This window comes from Hyunsoonleella pacifica (assembly GCF_004310335.1).
In the GTDB taxonomy this organism is placed as follows: Bacteria; Bacteroidota; Bacteroidia; order Flavobacteriales; family Flavobacteriaceae; genus Jejuia; species Jejuia pacifica.
The window spans coordinates 288,984-307,864 of sequence record NZ_SIRS01000006.1; the positions used below are offsets into that span (position 1 = coordinate 288,984).

Genomic DNA, 18,881 nt, shown 5'->3' on the forward strand with positions numbered 1-18,881 from the left:
AACGTAATGAGCACATGAAAGTAAACACACAATCCATTAATTTTAATGCAGATAGGAAGTTAATAGACTTTATTCAAAAGCGAATGGACAAGTTAGATATGTATTACGATAAGGTTATAAAATCTGATGTATATCTTAAGGTTGAAAACACAAGTGATAAAGAAAATAAAATATTTGAAGCAAGGGTTAGTGTTCCTGGAGATAGTTTTATTGTAAAAAAGCAATGTAAAACCTTTGAAGAGGGAACAGATACAGCAGTTGCATCTCTGGAAAGACAGTTAAAAAAGCGTAAAGAAAAATTAAGAGCACACACATGATAATTTTTTTTAAAAAAATGTTTTGAATAATTAAATAAATATATACATTTGCAGTCCGTTAGAAATAGCGGACTTTTTTATGCTAAAAAAGTAATAAAAGCCGATATAGCTCAGCTGGCTAGAGCAGCTGATTTGTAATCAGCAGGTCGTGGGTTCGAGTCCCTCTATCGGCTCTTAAAATTCCTGCAAAAGCAGGATTCCCAAAATTTTTATTTTGGGAATTTGTTCTTTAAAATATTGGAGTTTTAAACATTTGGGAAGATACTCAAGCGGCCAACGAGGACAGACTGTAAATCTGTTGGTTTTTACCTTCGCAGGTTCGAATCCTGCTCTTCCCACATATAATTTCTGATAAAGAGCTGTCAAAAGTTAACTTTTGTAAAGCTGTGTTTAGAAATTATTTGGATTGGGTTACCAATCCAGGATCATCGTGCGCAACACGATATCCTCAATAAAAACCAAGCAAGTTCAAAGCTTGCAAAATGCGGGAGTAGCTCAGTTGGTAGAGCGTCAGCCTTCCAAGCTGAATGTCGCCAGTTCGAACCTGGTCTCCCGCTCAATAAAGTTCCTGCGAAGGCAGGAATCTCATTTTGTTTAAATGAGGATGTAAACACTTTACGCCGGCGTAGCTCAGGGGTAGAGCGTTTCCTTGGTAAGGAAGAGGCCACGGGTTCAAATCCCGTCGTTGGCTCAAAATAAAAAGAGAAAAAGAATACACTAATATTATTATATAACTAAGATTAAATTATTTTAACATGGCAAAGGGAACTTTTGATCGTTCAAAACCGCACTTAAATATAGGTACTATTGGACACGTAGATCACGGTAAAACAACTTTAACAGCTGCTATTACAAAAGTATTGGCTGATGCAGGTTTATCTGAGGCTAAGGATTTCGATCAAATCGATAACGCTCCAGAAGAAAAAGAAAGAGGTATTACAATTAATACATCTCACGTAGAATATCAAACAGCTAACCGTCACTATGCTCACGTTGACTGTCCAGGTCACGCCGATTATGTAAAGAACATGGTAACTGGTGCTGCTCAGATGGACGGTGCTATCTTAGTTGTTGCTGCAACTGATGGTCCTATGCCGCAAACTCGTGAGCACATCTTATTAGGTCGTCAGGTAGGAATTCCTCGTATCGTTGTTTTCTTAAACAAAGTTGATATGGTTGATGATGAAGAGCTTCTTGAGCTTGTAGATATGGAAGTTAGAGATTTATTAAACTTCTATGAGTACGATGGAGATAACGGTCCTGTAATTTCAGGTTCTGCTCTTGGAGCATTAAACGGAGAACAAAAGTGGGTTGATACTGTATTAGAATTAATGGAAGCTTGTGATTCTTGGATTGAAGAGCCAGTTCGTGATATGGATAAGCCATTCTTAATGCCTATTGAAGATGTATTCTCTATTACTGGTCGTGGTACTGTAGCAACTGGTAGAATTGAAACAGGTGTTGCAAACACTGGAGATCCTGTAGAAATCATCGGTATGGGTGCTGAGAAATTAACATCTACTATTACAGGTATCGAAATGTTCCGTCAAATATTAGATAGAGGTGAAGCTGGAGATAATGCTGGTATCTTATTAAGAGGTATTGAGAAAACTCAAATCTCAAGAGGTATGGTTATTACTAAACCAGGTTCAGTAACTCCTCACGCTAAATTTAAAGCTGAGGTTTATATCTTGAAAAAAGAAGAAGGTGGACGTCACACTCCATTCCATAATAACTACCGTCCACAGTTTTACGTTCGTACAACTGATGTAACTGGAAACATTGCGCTTCCTGATGGTGTTGAAATGGTAATGCCTGGAGATAACTTAACAATTACTGTTGAGCTAATCCAACCAATTGCAATGAATATTGGTTTACGTTTCGCTATCCGTGAAGGTGGTAGAACTGTAGGTGCAGGTCAGGTAACTGAGATTTTAGACTAAACACTGGTTTAATATAAATAAAGACTCAAGGTATTACGCCATAGGCGTAATGCCTTTTGACTTATATTTAAGAGTTTGGAAATTTTGAAATTTATTTTTTTGAGTTTTAGAATTTCTAAGTCTACGGGTTTAGCTCAGTTGGTAGAGCACTGGTCTCCAAAACCAGGTGTCGGGAGTTCGAGTCTCTCAACCCGTGCGAAGAAAATCGGGTAATAATTTACCCAAGAGTTTAAATAGGATGTAATCCTAAAAAGAAATTATAAATGGCTGGAATTGTAACATACGTAAAAGAATCGTTCGACGAACTAAAAAATAATGTGTCATGGCCTTCATGGGCAGAAGCACAAAGTTTAACAGTTTTAGTAGCTATGTTTTCAATTATATTCTCCTTGGTCATATGGGGATTGGATATATATTTTTCTGAATTAATTACTGGAGATCTATTTAAAATGTCAACATATGAAGAGTACATCGGAAAAGGTTTTTTTGGTGTATTACGTATAGTATGGTTTGTTGTATTAACAGGCGCTATTTTTTACGGGCTTTCTTCTTTTTTAAACAAGAATAAAAAATAAGATTTATGTCAGAAGTAAGTGAGAAAAAATGGTATGTTGTTAGGGCTGTAAGTGGTCAAGAAAACAAAATCAAAACTTACATTGAGAATGAAATAGCTCGATTAGGGATGCAAGATTATGTGGATCAAGTATTAGTGCCTACAGAAAAAGTAATTCAGATTCGTAACGGAAAGAAAATTCAAAAAGAGAAAGTGTTCTTTCCAGGGTATATTATGATTCAAGCGAATTTAACTGGAGAAGTACCACATATAATAAAAGGTATAACCAATGTAATTGGGTTTTTAGGAGAGACTAAAGGCGGCGATCCAGTACCATTAAGACAATCTGAAGTAAACAGAATGTTAGGCAAGGTTGATGAATTAGCAGTTGATGAAAATGTACATGTAGCTATTCCGTTTACTAAAGGAGAAACAGTTAAAGTTATCGATGGACCATTTAACGGATTTGATGGTACTATTGAAAACATTAATGAAGAAAAACGTAAGCTTGAAGTAATGGTTAAGATTTTTGGAAGAAAAACACCATTAGAGTTAAGCTACATGCAAGTAGAGAAAATTTAATAATTGTTACATATCCAGATAAGTTTAGAGCTTCCAAAACTAAATCTTATCAAATTTAAATTTTAAAAAATGGCAAAAGAGTTAGGTAAAGTAGTTAAGCTACAAGTTAGGGGAGGTGCAGCGAATCCATCGCCACCGGTTGGACCCGCTCTAGGTGCTGCTGGTGTAAACATTATGGAGTTCTGTAAGCAATTTAATGCTAGAACCCAAGATAAAGCAGGTAAAGTATTACCAGTTGTTATCTCTGTTTACAAAGACAAGTCTTTCGATTTCGTAATCAAGACGCCTCCAGCTGCAGTACAATTATTAGAAGCGGCCAAAGTGAAAAAAGGATCAGGTGAACCAAACCGAAAAAAAGTAGCTAAAGTGTCTTGGGACCAAGTAAGAGCAATCGCAGAAGACAAAATGCAGGATTTAAATGCATTTGAAGTTGAATCTGCTATGAAAATGGTTGCTGGTACCGCAAGATCAATGGGAATAACTGTAACAGGGAAATTCCCTTCTTAATCGATTAAAGACATTAGAAAATGGCAAGATTAACAAAAAAGCAAAAAGAGGCTTTAGCGAAAATAGAAAAAGGTAAACTGTATTCTGTTGATGAAGCGTCTGCATTAATCAAAGAAATTACCAATACTAAATTTGATGCGTCTGTAGACTTAGCTGTACGTTTAGGAGTAGATCCTCGTAAAGCTAATCAAATGGTAAGAGGTGTTGTATCTCTTCCTCATGGTACTGGTAAAGATAAGAAAGTATTAGCATTAGTAACACCAGACAAAGAAGCTGAGGCTAAAGAAGCTGGAGCTGATTACGTTGGTTTAGATGAATACCTTGATAAAATTAAAGGTGGATGGACCGATGTTGATGTTATTATTACTATGCCAAGTGTTATGGGTAAATTAGGTCCATTAGGACGTGTATTAGGTCCTCGTGGTTTAATGCCTAACCCAAAAACAGGTACGGTAACTATGGATGTTGCAAAAGCAGTAACAGAAGTTAAAGCTGGTAAAATTGACTTTAAAGTTGATAAAACAGGTATCGTTCATGCTGCTATAGGAAAAGCATCATTCAGTGCTGATAAAATTGCAGGTAATGCAAATGAATTATTACAAACATTAATGAAATTAAAACCAACTACTGCAAAAGGTACTTATGTAAAGAGCATTTTTATGTCTTCTACAATGAGTCCTAGTGTTGCTGTAGATCCTAAAATTGGTTAATTAGTTAAAAACTTTTATTATGACAAGAGAAGAAAAATCACAAGTAATTGAAGACTTAACTGCACAATTAGCCGAAAATGCAAATATATATTTAACTGATATTTCAGGATTAAATGCAGGATCTACTTCAGACTTACGTCGTGCTTGCTTTAAAGCAAATGTAAGTATGGCAGTTGTAAAGAACACATTACTTGAAAAGGCAATGGAAGCTTCAGATAAAGAATTTGGAGACCTTGCTACTGTTTTAAAAGGGAACACTTCAGTGATGTATTCTGAAACTGGTAATGCACCAGCTAAGGTAATTAAAGCTTTTAGAAAAAAATCAGAGAAACCTTTATTAAAAGGTGCCTTTATAGAAGAAGCTATTTACATTGGTGATGAGCAGTTAGATGCATTAGTAGACATTAAGTCTAAAGATGAATTGATTGGAGAAATAGTTACGTTGCTTCAATCTCCTGCTAAAAATGTTATTTCTGCACTTAAATCAGGTGGAGGAACATTAGCAGGTATCATTAAAACATTATCCGAAAAAGAAGGATAATCAAATAAGTACGCACTTTTTACAATTATATTATTATTAAAACATTTTTAAAACGATAGAAAAATGGCAGATTTAAAAGATTTCGCAGAACAATTAGTTAACTTAACAGTAAAAGAAGTTAATGAGTTAGCTACTATATTAAAAGATGAGTATGGTATCGAGCCTGCTGCTGCAGCTGTAGCTGTTGCTGCTGGTGGAGGCGCTGCTGGTGGTGGTGAAGCTGCTGAGGAAAAATCAGAATTCGATGTAATTCTTAAAGCCGCAGGAGGTTCTAAATTAGCAGTTGTAAAATTAGTTAAGGAATTAACTGGTCTTGGTTTAAAAGAAGCTAAAGGATTAGTTGATGATGCACCATCTCCAATTAAAGAAGGTGTAGCTAAAGATGAAGCTGAAGCTCTAAAATCTCAATTAGAAGAAGCAGGAGCAGAGGTTGAGCTTAAGTAAGCTTAATTACTCAACAATACAAAGGTTTAGGTCTATCACGCCATTGGCGTGATAACACCTAGACCATTTTGCGTATATAACCATATCCGTAAATAAATTGCAAAAACAGTCTGTTTAGTAGGTTTAAAATTTTGGCTGTTTCCCTAGTGTTTAAAAGCACTATCAAAATATTTTTTAATCAAAATTTCGTCCATTGATGTTGTCAACACAAGCTGAAAGATTAAATTTCTCCTCTATTGTAAATAGAACGGAATATCCAGATTTCTTGGATATCCAGATTAAATCCTTCCAGGATTTTTTCCAATTAGAAACAAAATCTGAAGAAAGAGGAGATGAAGGGTTATATAACACCTTCATGGAAAACTTTCCAATTACAGATTCGCGTAATCAATTCGTTTTAGAATTTTTAGATTACTTTATTGATCCACCAAGATATGCTATTGAAGAGTGTATTGAAAGAGGATTAACTTACAGTGTGCCTTTAAAAGCACGATTAAAACTATATTGTACAGATCCTGAGCATGAGGATTTTGAGACTATAGTTCAAGATGTATATCTAGGTACTATTCCTTACATGACGCCAAGTGGGACTTTTGTTATAAATGGAGCAGAGCGTGTTGTAGTATCTCAATTACACCGTTCTCCAGGGGTTTTCTTCGGGCAATCTTTCCATGCTAACGGTACAAAATTATATTCAGCTAGGGTAATTCCATTCAAAGGTTCTTGGATAGAATTTGCAACAGATATCAATCAGGTAATGTATGCCTATATTGATAGAAAGAAGAAATTACCAGTTACAACCTTATTCCGTGCTATCGGATTTGAGCGTGATAAGGATATATTAGAAATTTTTGATTTAGCAGAAGAAGCTAAAGTTTCTAAAACAGGTTTAAAGAAATATTTAGGGCGAAAATTAGCAGCACGTGTGTTAAACACATGGCATGAGGATTTTGTTGATGAAGATACAGGTGAGGTGGTATCTATCGAGCGTAATGAGATTGTGCTTGATCGTGATACTATTTTAGATAAAGAAAATATAGAAGAAATTCTTGAAGCTGGTGTAAAAACTATCTTATTACACAAAGAAAGTAATGAGCAAGGAGATTATGCTATTATCCATAATACGCTTCAAAAAGATCCAACAAACTCTGAAAAAGAGGCTGTTGAACATATCTATAGACAATTACGTAATGCAGAGCCGCCAGATGAAGAAACAGCGCGTGGTATTATAGATAAGTTATTCTTCTCAGACCAACGTTACTCTTTAGGAGAAGTAGGTCGTTATAGAATGAATAAAAAATTAGGTCTTGATATTGGAATGGATAAGCAAGTGCTTACTAAAGAAGATATAATTACCATCATAAAATATTTAATTGAGTTAATCAACTCTAAAGCAGAGATTGATGATATAGATCACTTATCTAACCGTCGTGTACGTACAGTAGGTGAGCAATTATCATCTCAATTTGGTGTTGGTTTAGCACGTATGGCACGTACTATTCGTGAGCGTATGAATGTACGTGATAACGAAGTATTTACACCAATAGATTTGATTAATGCGAAGACCTTATCTTCTGTAATTAATTCTTTCTTTGGTACAAACCAGTTGTCTCAGTTTATGGACCAAACCAATCCATTAGCAGAGATCACACACAAACGTCGTTTATCGGCATTAGGGCCAGGTGGTCTTTCAAGAGAACGTGCAGGGTTCGAGGTACGTGATGTACACTATACACACTACGGAAGACTTTGTCCTATTGAAACACCAGAAGGACCAAATATTGGTTTGATATCATCACTTTCAGTATTCGCTAAGGTAAATTCAATGGGCTTCATTGAAACGCCTTACCGAAAAGTAACCGATGGTGTTGTAGATATTAAAAATGCACCAACATATTTAAGTGCAGAAGAAGAAGAAGAAAAGCTAATAGCTCAAGCAACAGTTAAAGTTGATGGAGATGGTAAGATACTACATGACAAGGTAATTGCACGTATGGAAGGGGATTTCCCAGTGATTGAACCAAATAATTTGCATTATACTGATGTAGCACCAAACCAAATCTCGTCTATTTCGGCTTCATTAATTCCATTCTTGGAGCATGATGATGCGAACCGTGCCTTGATGGGATCTAACATGATGCGTCAGGCAGTACCATTATTAAGAGTAGATGCTCCAATTGTAGGTACAGGTTTAGAGCGTCAAGTAGCATCAGATTCTAGAGTATTAATTAATGCTGAAGGAAATGGAGAGGTCCTTTATGTAGATGCAAATGAAATTAAAATACGTTACGACCGTACTGATGACGAAGCTAAAGTAAGTTTTGATTCTGATATAAAAACGTATCAATTAGTAAAATTTAGAAAAACAAACCAAGGTACTTCTATCAACCTTAAACCAATTGTTGTTAAAGGAGACAAGGTAGCTAAAGGTCAAGTTTTATGTGAAGGGTATGCTACTCAAAAAGGAGAACTAGCACTTGGTAGAAATATGAAAGTAGCCTTTATGCCTTGGAAAGGGTATAACTTTGAGGATGCAATTGTAATTTCTGAAAAAGTTGTTCGTGAAGATATCTTTACATCTATTCATATTGATGAATATTCTCTTGAGGTAAGAGATACAAAACTAGGTAATGAAGAGTTAACTAACGACATTCCTAATGTTTCTGAAGAGGCTACGAAAGACTTGGATGAGCATGGAATGATTCGTGTTGGAGCTGAAGTTAAACCTGGAGATATACTTATTGGTAAGATTACGCCTAAAGGAGAATCTGACCCAACACCAGAAGAGAAATTATTACGTGCAATCTTTGGAGATAAGGCAGGAGATGTAAAAGATGCTTCTTTAAAAGCTTCTCCTTCATTAAACGGGGTTGTAATTGATAAGAAACTATTCGCAAGAGCAGTAAAAGATAAGCGTAAAAGAGCACAAGATAAAGATGATATTTTGGCTCTTGAAGCACAATATGACAGAAAGTTTGATGAATTAAAAGATGTTTTAGTTGAAAAACTTTTTGCAATTGTAAATGGTAAAACTGCTCAAGGTATATTTAACGATTTAGGCGAGGAAGTATTACCAAAAGGTAAGAAGTTCACTTTAAAAATGTTGAATGCTGTTGATGATTATGCGCATTTGGTATCAGGAAAATGGACTACTGACGAACATACTAACAAGTTAGTTGCTGATTTAATTCACAACTACAAGATTAAGGAAAACGATTTACAAGGATCGTTACGTCGTGAGAAGTTTACCATTTCTGTTGGAGATGAATTACCAGCAGGTATCATTAAGCTTGCTAAAGTTTACATAGCTAAGAAACGTAAGCTTAAAGTAGGTGATAAAATGGCAGGACGTCACGGTAACAAAGGTATTGTTGCGCGTATAGTTCGTCAAGAAGATATGCCATTCTTAGAAGATGGAACTCCAGTAGATATCGTATTAAATCCACTTGGTGTACCATCTCGTATGAACATCGGGCAGATATACGAAACAGTATTAGGATGGGCAGGTCAAAAATTAGGTCGCAAATACGCTACTCCGATTTTTGATGGTGCTACAATTGATCAAATTAATGGATTTACAGATGAAGCTGGAATCCCAAGATATGGTCACACCTATTTATATGATGGTGGAACAGGAGATCGTTTCGATCAACCCGCTACTGTTGGTGTAATCTACATGTTGAAATTAGGACACATGGTAGATGATAAAATGCACGCACGTTCTATTGGACCTTACTCATTAATTACGCAACAGCCTCTTGGTGGTAAAGCACAATTTGGTGGTCAGCGTTTTGGTGAGATGGAAGTTTGGGCACTTGAAGCATACGGTGCATCAAGTACTTTACGTGAGATCTTAACTGTGAAATCTGATGATGTAATTGGTAGAGCTAAAACTTACGAAAGTATAGTTAAAGGCGAGCCAATGCCAGATCCAGGTTTACCAGAATCTTTCAATGTATTAATGCATGAATTGAAAGGTTTAGGATTAGACATCAGATTAGAGGAGTAAAACATTAAAAGTTGGCAGTCATAAGTCATCAGTAAGCAGTTGAAAAACTTAAACCTGAAGACCAAAGACTAAAGACTAAAGACTAAAAAACATGGCAAGAAAACAAGATAAAAATGCAGTTAAGAGATTTAATAAAATCTCAATTGGTTTAGCATCACCAGAATCTATTTTAGCAGAATCTAGAGGTGAGGTTTTAAAACCAGAAACTATCAATTATCGAACTCACAAACCAGAACGTGATGGTTTGTTCTGTGAGCGTATTTTTGGTCCGGTTAAGGATTACGAATGTGCTTGTGGGAAATATAAAAGAATTCGCTACAAAGGTATTGTATGTGACCGTTGTGGTGTAGAAGTTACTGAAAAGAAAGTACGTAGAGACCGTGTAGGACATATTAACTTAGTAGTTCCTGTAGCACATATTTGGTACTTCCGTTCGTTACCTAACAAAATAGGTTACTTATTAGGCCTGCCATCTAAGAAATTAGATATGATTATCTACTACGAACGTTATGTAGTAATTCAACCAGGTAACGCTAAAAATGAAGAAGGAGAACCATTACAAAAAATGGATTTCCTTACTGAAGAAGAGTATTTGAATATCTTAGAGGAGTTACCTCAAGACAATCAATATTTAGAAGATACAGACCCTAATAAGTTTATTGCTAAAATGGGTGCTGAATGTTTAATAGACTTATTAGCACGTATTGATTTAGAAGGCTTGTCTTATGAATTACGTCATAAAGCTAATACTGAAACGTCTAAGCAACGTAAAACAGAAGCTTTAAAGCGTCTTCAAGTTGTAGAATCTTTACGTGAGTCTAACAACAACCGTGAAAATCGTCCTGAGTGGATGATAATGAAGGTTGTGCCAATCATTCCACCAGAATTACGTCCGTTAGTACCTCTAGATGGAGGTCGTTTTGCGACATCTGATTTGAATGATTTATACCGTCGTGTTATTATCCGTAACAACCGTTTAAAGCGTTTGGTAGAGATAAAAGCACCAGAAGTAATTTTACGTAATGAAAAACGTATGTTACAAGAATCAGTAGATTCATTATTTGATAACACACGTAAATCTTCAGCAGTAAAAACAGATTCTAACAGACCATTAAAATCGTTATCAGATTCACTTAAAGGTAAGCAAGGACGTTTCCGTCAAAACTTACTTGGTAAGCGTGTTGATTATTCTGCACGTTCTGTAATTGTTGTTGGTCCAGAATTAAAATTATTTGAATGTGGATTGCCAAAAAATATGGCAGCTGAGTTATACAAACCTTTTGTTATTAGAAAATTAATTGAAAGAGGTATTGTAAAAACAGTTAAGTCTGCAAAGAAAATTATAGACAAAAGAGAGCCAGTGGTTTGGGATATCTTGGAAAATGTACTTAAAGGACATCCAGTATTACTAAACCGTGCGCCTACATTACACCGTTTAGGTATTCAAGCATTTCAGCCTAAATTAATTGAAGGTAAAGCAATACAGTTACACCCGTTAGTGTGTACAGCATTTAATGCGGATTTTGATGGAGATCAAATGGCGGTGCATTTACCTCTTGGGCCTGAAGCTATTTTAGAGTGTCAAATGTTAATGTTAGCATCTCATAATATACTAAATCCTGCAAATGGTTCTCCAGTTACTGTACCTTCTCAGGATATGGTACTTGGATTGTATTACATGACTAAAGAACGTAAGTCTACTCCAGAATTACCAATTAAAGGAGAAGGCTTAACATTCTATTCTCCAGAGGAAGTGGAAATTGCGTTTAACGAAAAGCGTGTAGATCTTAATGCTGGAATAAAAGTAAGAACCATCGATATTAATGAAGATGGGAAGCTTGATAGAATGATTGTTGAAACCACTGTTGGGCGTGTGTTATTTAATCAACACGTACCTCAAGCAGCAGGATATATCAATCAGGTATTAACTAAAAAGTCATTAAGAGATATTATTGGAAACATCTTAAAAGTGACTTCAGTCCCTGAAACAGCAGAATTCCTTGATGCAATTAGAACGTTAGGATTTAAATTTGCATTCCAAGGTGGATTGTCATTTAGTTTAGGAGATATTATTATTCCTCAAGAAAAACAATCGATGATTGATAAAGCTAATGGATTAGTTGACGGTATTACTGGAAACTATAACATGGGGCTTATCACTAATAACGAGCGTTATAATCAGGTAATTGATATTTGGACATCAACTAATGCAGAGTTGACAGAATTGTCTATGAAGCGTATTAGAGAAGATCAACAAGGATTTAACTCGGTGTTTATGATGCTTGATTCTGGAGCTCGTGGATCTAAAGAACAGATTCGTCAGCTTACAGGTATGCGTGGATTAATGGCAAAACCTAAAAAATCTAATGCAGGTGGAGGAGAGATTATTGAAAACCCTATTCTTTCTAACTTTAAAGAAGGTCTTTCAATTTTAGAATATTTTATCTCTACTCACGGTGCACGTAAAGGTCTTGCAGATACCGCTCTTAAAACAGCAGATGCAGGTTACTTAACAAGACGTTTAGTAGATGTATCACAAGATGTAATTATTAACAGTGTAGACTGTGGTACATTAAGAGGAGTTGAAGTAGCGCCTTTAAAGAAAAATGATGAAGTTGTTGAGACTTTAGAAGAAAGAATTGTAGGGCGTGTAGCTTTAAATGATACTTACAATCCGCATACAGATGAATTGATAGTAGCAGCTGGAGATTTAATTGATGATGATATTGCTAAAGCTATTGGAGATTCTCCTATAGAAACTTTAGAAGTACGTTCTCCATTAAGTTGTGAAGCTACTAAAGGTATATGTGCGAAGTGTTATGGACGTAACCTAGCAACAGGTAAAATGGTACAAAGAGGAGAAGCAGTAGGAGTTGTGGCAGCACAATCTATTGGAGAACCTGGTACTCAGTTAACATTACGTACGTTCCACGTAGGTGGTATTGCAGGTAACATTTCTGAAGATAATAAGCTTGCAGTTAAATTTGACGGTATTGCTGAAATTGAAGATCTTAAAACTGTAAAGGGAGAAGATAGTGAAGGTAATATTGCAGATATTGTAATTTCTCGAACTTCTGAAGTAAAACTTGTAGATAAGAAAACAGGTATTACTCTAAGTACAAACAACATACCTTATGGTTCTACTATTTTTATAAAGAATGGTCAAGAATTAAAGAAAGGAGATGTAGTTTGTCAATGGGATCCATATAATGGTGTAATTATTTCAGAATTTGCTGGTAAAGTGAAGTATGAAAATATCGAACAAGGTGTTACATATCAAGTTGAGATTGATGAGCAAACTGGATTCCAAGAAAAAGTAATTTCTGAATCTAGAAATAAGAAATTAATACCAACATTACATATTGAAGATAGTAAAGGCGAAACTATTCGTTCATACAACCTACCAGTTGGAGCACACTTAATGATTGATGATGGTGAGGAAATTAAGGTTGGTAAAATCTTAGTAAAAATACCTCGTAAATCAGCTAAAGCAGGTGATATTACTGGTGGTTTACCTAGAGTAACTGAGTTATTCGAAGCACGTAATCCATCTAATCCAGCTGTGGTAAGTGAGATTGATGGTGTAGTATCTTTCGGGAAAATTAAGAGAGGTAATCGTGAAATTATAGTAGAATCTAAATTAGGAGAAATCAAAAAGTACCTAGTAAAATTATCTAACCAGATTTTAGTACAGGAAAATGATTTTGTAAAAGCAGGAATGCCTTTATCTGACGGTTCTATTACACCAAACGATATATTAAATATTAAAGGACCATCTGCTGTACAGCAATATTTGGTTAATGAAGTACAAGAAGTCTATCGTTTACAAGGTGTGAAAATTAATGACAAGCATTTTGAGGTAGTTGTAAGACAGATGATGCGTAAAGTTAGAATCATTGATTCTGGAGATACCATTTTCTTAGAAGATCAGTTAGTACATAAGAGTGACTTTATTACTGAAAATGATGAAATTTTTGGTATGAAAGTTATTGAAGATGCTGGTGAGTCTGCTAACTTAAAAGCGGGTCAGATTATATCACCTCGTGAATTAAGAGATGAGAACTCTATTTTACGTAGAGAAGATAAGAAACTTGTTGAAGCTAGAGATGCGAAGCCAGCAACGGCAACACCTATATTACAAGGTATTACTAGAGCTTCACTTCAAACGAAATCATTTATCTCTGCGGCATCGTTCCAGGAAACAACAAAAGTGTTAAATGAAGCGGCAGTTGCAGGTAAAGTTGATACTTTAGAAGGACTTAAAGAAAATGTAATTGTTGGGCATAGAATTCCAGCAGGTACAGGTATGAGAAATTATACTGACATTATCGTAGGTTCTAAAGAAGAGTTTGATGAGATGATGCAGGTAAAACAAGAAATGAATTTTAATTAATTATTATTCCTGCGAAGGCAGGAATTTAAAACATAAAAAGCCTTCATGTGTATTAAACCTTGAAGGCTTTTTTATTTCATATTTTAATTATGGCAGACGAAAAAGATAATCAAAAACAAGGGCAAATAAATATAGAGTTAGATGAAAAAGTTGCTGAAGGCACCTATTCTAATTTAGCAATTATCAACCACTCTGTTTCAGAGTTTGTTGTAGACTTTGTTAATATTATGCCTGGAGTTCCTAAGAATAAAGTAAAGTCTAGAATTATATTAACTCCTCAACATGCAAAACGTTTATTAAAAGCTTTAGGAGATAATGTGGCGAGATTTGAAAATGCTCATGGAGAGATTAAAGATTATGAACAGCCACCAATCCCTCTTAATTTTGGGCCTACTGGGCAAGCTTAATATCTTTATATTATCCTAACAACATTAAGGTTGAGAGATGCATGATATAAAAAATAAAAATCCTTTGAATTATTATTTTCAAAGGATTTTTTATTTATAATTAAATAGTTAGTTTTTGGTGTTTTTCATGGTATTGTAATGCACCAGAAGGGCACTTTCTTATTTGTTTAATAATATTTTCGGTTTTGCCATCATCTAAATTTACCCAAGGGATAACACTATCACTAAATACATTTGATAGTTCTCTAGCACATTTTCTTGAAAGTTGACATATACAAGGGTCGTAAATAACCGTAATATCTTTGTTACTAAATTCTTTAGATTCTATTTCCATGGTTATATCAATTTGGGGTTGATTAGTTTAAAATTATATATTCATCATTTTTAATATTTAAAAAATCGTTAAATCGTCTAAAAAGAGGGACTAACTAATGATTTTCGATGAAATACAAGGGGTTTATTCAAACTCTGATGTGAAATGAAACTTTATACTTGGATACTTTTGTTGTGTCATTTGTAAAGAAAAAGCGGAGTCTGCAAAAAACACAAGTTGATTTTGTTTGTCTTTAGCTAAAAAGCGTTGCTTTACTCTTAAAAACTCTTTATACTCTTCATTTTTATCATCCTCAGTAGCTACCCAACATGCCTTATGTACATTTAAATTTTCATAGGTGCATTTCGCACCGTACTCATGCACTAACCTATATTGAATTACTTCATATTGAAGTGCTCCTACAGTACCAATTACCTTTCTACCGTTTAATTCTAAAGTAAACAATTGTGCAACACCTTCATCCATTAATTGATCGATACCTTTATAAAGCTGTTTTGATTTTAGAGGATCAGCATTATTAATATATCTAAAATGCTCAGGAGAGAAACTGGGAATACCTTTATAGCTAAGAAGTTCTCCTTCAGTTAGAGTGTCTCCAATTTTAAAAGTACCTGTGTCTTGTAAGCCAACAATATCACCAGGATAAGATACATCAACAATTTCTTTCTTTTCAGCAAAAAAAGCATTCGGACTTGAAAATTTCACCTTCTTATTATGTCTAACATGTAGGTAAGGTGTATTTCTCTTAAACTCTCCAGAAACTATTTTAACAAAGGCTAATCGATTTCTATGGTTGGGGTCCATATTGGCATGAATCTTAAATACAAAACCACTAAATTTCTTCTCATCAGGTTCAACAAGTCGCTCCTCACTGTTTTTAGGTCTAGGTTTTGGAGCAATTTCTACAAAACAATCCAATAGTTCTCTAACACCAAAATTATTTAAAGCAGAACCAAAAAATACAGGTTGGAGATTTCCGCTTAAATACTCATTCTTATCAAAAGAAGGATAAATTCCTTCTACTAACTCAATTTCCTCTCTTAATGTAGTTGCAGAATCTTCTCCTACTAAATTATCTAACTCAGAAGAAGATAAATCAGAAATTTCTATAGTTTCTTCAATATCCTTCCTATTATTTCCACTAAATAGATTAATATTCTTTTCCCATATATTATAAATACCTTTAAACTCATACCCCATACCAATAGGGAAACTTAAAGGTGTAACTGTCAATCCTAATTTTTGTTCAACTTCATCTAATAAATCAAAAGCATCTTTACCTTCTCTATCCAGTTTGTTTATAAAAACAATCATAGGAATGTTACGCATTCTACAAACTTCAACTAATTTTTCAGTTTGCTCTTCTACACCTTTTGCTACATCTATAACAACAATAACACTGTCCACAGCAGTTAAAGTTCTAAAAGTATCTTCAGCGAAATCTTTATGGCCAGGTGTGTCAAGAATATTAATTTTTATGCCATTGTATTCAAAAGCTAAAACCGATGTTGCAACAGAAATTCCACGTTGGCGCTCAATTTCCATAAAATCACTCGTAGCTCCTTTTTTTATTTTGTTGCTTTTTACGGCACCAGCCTCTTGAATGGCCCCACCGAAAAGTAATAGCTTTTCAGTTAAAGTAGTTTTACCAGCATCAGGATGAGAGATAATGCCAAAAGTGCGTCTACGTTGTATTTCTTGAATGAAAGACATAAAAATTTAAATTTCGGCAAATATAAAAGTTATTAAATACTAATACTAGATAAACTTATTGTGTTTGTTTAAGTGAAAGGTAACAGTTTTTAATTAAGTCGTATCTAAGCATAAAACAAGTAATCTTTAATATTTTGCTTTGCGTAGCAATTGAGTACCAGAAACACTTATTCACAATTGTTCAATTTTATAAATTAAGGCAAAATATTTTTCATTGATCAAATTATAAAAAAACTTGTTTTTTTGTTAACAAATGTTAATTTTACAAAATATCTCTCAAATATCATCTCAACAAAACTTTCAATAAAACATAACTCTCATTTTTAAATACTAAATTTTTGTATTGAATTGAAAACTAATGTATAGCTCAAGAATATCATGACAAATCTTTACCTGACTAAAAGAATTAATTTGAAATTATTTTTAGTATTAAGCATGTTTTTTAGTGCTTTAACTGTTTTTTCACAGGCAACACCAACATTTGGGGGGGCTCAAGGTCCAACATTACTTTCTGGAACACAGAACCAACAAGGGTCTCGGTATTTATATACGGATGTTGTTGTAAATGTAAATGGATCTGCTTCAAATGCTGATGCTGTTGTTACCATAATAGAGTTAAATAATATTACAGTCAATAATGTAGATACTACGTTAGGAGTGGATAATCGCTTTGAACCTTCAACAACAACCACAGCAGCGGGTGGCTATGTAGAATGGGAGATACAATTTGTAGAAGATGGCACAGCTAATGCATCTACCAATGGGGTACCAATTTTAGTTGATTCTTATACTTTGGAAGCGATTGATGTTGATGGTAATGAATTTTTTGAGGTTGCAGTTCCTGATAGCTATACACTTGAGGCAGGAAATACGCCAACTCCTGGTGGTTGCCCTCAAGGTTCAGGTGCCACAAATAATAATATTGGTTGCCCCACGGATTTAGTGGTATCCACAAATGGTATTTTTACACGCTTTCAAAGTGATTCAGATTTTTCAGCAGGTATAAACGCTGCTAGAACAGAGTTTGTGGTTTCTGTTATTTACAATAATATTAGTACGGTTAGGTTTAGAAATGGCCGTGCAACAAGTGGAGGACAACGTCAAAACTCCGTAAGTTTTTTAGGTGAAGTTAATTTTATAAATCCGTCTATCACTACACTTAATAGTCCTCCAGTAGTAGTTGATAATCTAGGAAATACAATTAGCTCCAATTCCCAATTCAATGGCAATGTACTGAATGGATCTAGTGATCCAGATGGAAATTTAGACCAAACTACAGTACGCTTAATAGATCCTAGTAACCCAAGTAATCAAGGTACTGTTGGAAATCCTCTTATTATTTCAGGAGTGGGAACTTATACAGTTGATACTTCTGGTAATGTAGTGTTTGTTCCAGAGCTAGATTATGTTGGAGACGCCTCTATTTTATTTAGTGTTGAAGATGATTTAGGCGTAGGCTCAAATCAAGGCAATTTGCAAATAACTCTTGTTGATCCATGCGTTGGAGGAACTTCAGGAACGTTGGTATGGGAAACTGTGCCAACAAATAATAGTGAATTTGATTGGACACCAGATGGAGCATTATCCAATACTTTTAATAATATTTCTGGAACAAGCTTAAATACAACTATTTCTTTTACAGGGGATACTGGTACTCTAGCTGGGTGGAATTTTGGTGCAGGAGATACACCAGAAGTAAACACAGATAATGGAGTGGAAGCTTTGCAGTTTTTTACTACAGGGTTCGATGCCACAGGTATTACAATTACATTAGCCTTTTCTCAACCTGTAAATGAAGTAGAATTTAACCTAGCTCATGTAAACGGACAAGGACCAAATGGTGATTCTTATACAATTACTGCTTCTGAAGTTGGAGGAGGTACACTTTTTCCAGTTTTTACTGAATCTGCTAATCCATCATACACAACTAATACTTCAGGTTTTGTTGATTCAAATGATAATAGTACTGTTGGAGATAATGATGAAGTTGGGGTTAATTTTTCAAGTAGTAATGGTATAAATTCTATAACTTTAATTTGGGATGAATGTACAGCTTGTAATCCCGGAACAGTTCATGGCTCGGCTATTCAAGATATTAGTTTTTGTTTTTTGGATTCTACGCCAACGGCCGTAGACGATACAGCCAGTGTAGATGAAGACGATACAGTAAACATCGATGTATTAGACGATGACAATTTTGGAGGCGACGGCCCAAGTACTGGTACCATAAGCATAACAAGTGGCCCAACCAATGGAGTAGCAACAGTAAATGATGGCGGTACCCCCAACGACCCAACCGACGATACCATAGATTACACACCAACCGCAGATTATAACGGTCCTGACCAGATTACCTATGAGATCTGTGATGCAGATGGCGATTGTGTTACAGCCGTAGTTGATGTCACAGTCAATGCCGTAGACGATA

13 protein-coding genes, 5 tRNA genes and 1 pseudogene are annotated in these 18,881 nt (G+C 34.9%); 17 read left to right on the plus strand and 2 right to left on the minus strand.

The features are described from left to right. Window positions 1-14: 14 nt before the first annotated feature. The 16 genes and pseudogenes from hpf (at window position 15) to EYD46_RS15855 (ending at window position 14,406) form a co-directional block, all read left to right on the plus strand. Window positions 15-317 carry a ribosome hibernation-promoting factor, HPF/YfiA family gene (hpf, locus tag EYD46_RS15780; RefSeq protein ID WP_130938132.1) on the plus strand — a complete coding sequence of 101 codons (303 nt, stop codon included), beginning with the start codon at window positions 15-17 and terminating at the stop codon, window positions 315-317. A gap of 99 nt (window positions 318-416) precedes the next feature. Next, a tRNA-Thr gene (locus tag EYD46_RS15785) sits at window positions 417-490 on the plus strand. Between the two features lie 82 nt (window positions 491-572). Continuing rightward, a tRNA-Tyr gene (locus EYD46_RS15790) sits at window positions 573-655 on the plus strand. Between the two features lie 146 nt (window positions 656-801). Then, window positions 802-874 (plus strand) — tRNA-Gly (locus EYD46_RS15795). Window positions 875-936: 62 nt separating this feature from the next. Next, window positions 937-1,008, plus strand: a tRNA-Thr gene (locus EYD46_RS15800). Between the two features lie 64 nt (window positions 1,009-1,072). Further along, on the plus strand, window positions 1,073-2,260 hold the full coding sequence (gene tuf / locus EYD46_RS15805) for an elongation factor Tu (protein ID WP_130938133.1): 1,188 nt from the start codon (window positions 1,073-1,075) through the stop codon (window positions 2,258-2,260). A 123-nt stretch (window positions 2,261-2,383) separates the two neighbouring features. Further along, a tRNA-Trp gene (locus tag EYD46_RS15810) sits at window positions 2,384-2,456 on the plus strand. Between the two features lie 67 nt (window positions 2,457-2,523). After that, window positions 2,524-2,691: pseudogene (gene secE / locus EYD46_RS18030) on the plus strand (preprotein translocase subunit SecE); the annotation flags it as partial. 149 nt (window positions 2,692-2,840) lie between these two features. Continuing rightward, complete coding sequence (nusG, locus tag EYD46_RS15820) at window positions 2,841-3,395, plus strand: transcription termination/antitermination protein NusG (protein WP_130938135.1); 555 nt, start codon at window positions 2,841-2,843, stop codon at window positions 3,393-3,395. A gap of 69 nt (window positions 3,396-3,464) precedes the next feature. Further along, the gene (rplK, locus tag EYD46_RS15825; RefSeq protein ID WP_130938136.1) at window positions 3,465-3,902 is read left to right on the plus strand and encodes a 50S ribosomal protein L11; all 438 of its coding nucleotides are present in this window, start codon (window positions 3,465-3,467) and stop codon (window positions 3,900-3,902) included. 20 nt (window positions 3,903-3,922) lie between these two features. Next, window positions 3,923-4,612 carry a 50S ribosomal protein L1 gene (gene rplA / locus EYD46_RS15830; RefSeq protein ID WP_130938137.1) on the plus strand — a complete coding sequence of 230 codons (690 nt, stop codon included), beginning with the start codon at window positions 3,923-3,925 and terminating at the stop codon, window positions 4,610-4,612. 19 nt (window positions 4,613-4,631) lie between these two features. Continuing rightward, window positions 4,632-5,153 carry a 50S ribosomal protein L10 gene (rplJ, locus tag EYD46_RS15835; RefSeq protein ID WP_130938138.1) on the plus strand — a complete coding sequence of 174 codons (522 nt, stop codon included), beginning with the start codon at window positions 4,632-4,634 and terminating at the stop codon, window positions 5,151-5,153. A gap of 63 nt (window positions 5,154-5,216) precedes the next feature. After that, a complete protein-coding gene (rplL, locus tag EYD46_RS15840) occupies window positions 5,217-5,597 on the plus strand; it encodes a 50S ribosomal protein L7/L12 (protein ID WP_130938139.1) in 381 nt (126 codons plus the stop codon). A 196-nt stretch (window positions 5,598-5,793) separates the two neighbouring features. Further along, complete coding sequence (gene rpoB / locus EYD46_RS15845; RefSeq protein ID WP_130938140.1) at window positions 5,794-9,606, plus strand: DNA-directed RNA polymerase subunit beta; 3,813 nt, start codon at window positions 5,794-5,796, stop codon at window positions 9,604-9,606. A gap of 91 nt (window positions 9,607-9,697) precedes the next feature. Further along, window positions 9,698-13,999 carry a DNA-directed RNA polymerase subunit beta' gene (rpoC, locus tag EYD46_RS15850; RefSeq protein ID WP_130938141.1) on the plus strand — a complete coding sequence of 1,434 codons (4,302 nt, stop codon included), beginning with the start codon at window positions 9,698-9,700 and terminating at the stop codon, window positions 13,997-13,999. A gap of 89 nt (window positions 14,000-14,088) precedes the next feature. Then, entirely contained in the window at window positions 14,089-14,406 is a 318-nt protein-coding gene (locus EYD46_RS15855) for a DUF3467 domain-containing protein (RefSeq protein WP_130938142.1), read from the plus strand. A gap of 100 nt (window positions 14,407-14,506) precedes the next feature. Here EYD46_RS15855 and EYD46_RS15860 read toward each other — a convergent pair whose 3' ends face one another. Beyond that, window positions 14,507-14,740 (minus strand): (4Fe-4S)-binding protein, encoded by a 234-nt coding sequence (locus tag EYD46_RS15860; RefSeq protein WP_130938143.1) that lies wholly within the window; start codon window positions 14,738-14,740, stop codon window positions 14,507-14,509. A 123-nt stretch (window positions 14,741-14,863) separates the two neighbouring features. Then, complete coding sequence (locus EYD46_RS15865; protein WP_130938144.1) at window positions 14,864-16,453, minus strand: peptide chain release factor 3; 1,590 nt, start codon at window positions 16,451-16,453, stop codon at window positions 14,864-14,866. A 411-nt stretch (window positions 16,454-16,864) separates the two neighbouring features. Between EYD46_RS15865 and EYD46_RS15870 the strand changes: the two genes are divergently transcribed. Further along, window positions 16,865-18,881 (plus strand): Ig-like domain-containing protein (locus tag EYD46_RS15870; RefSeq protein ID WP_165454399.1); only part of this gene is annotated, 2,017 nt, incomplete at its 3' end.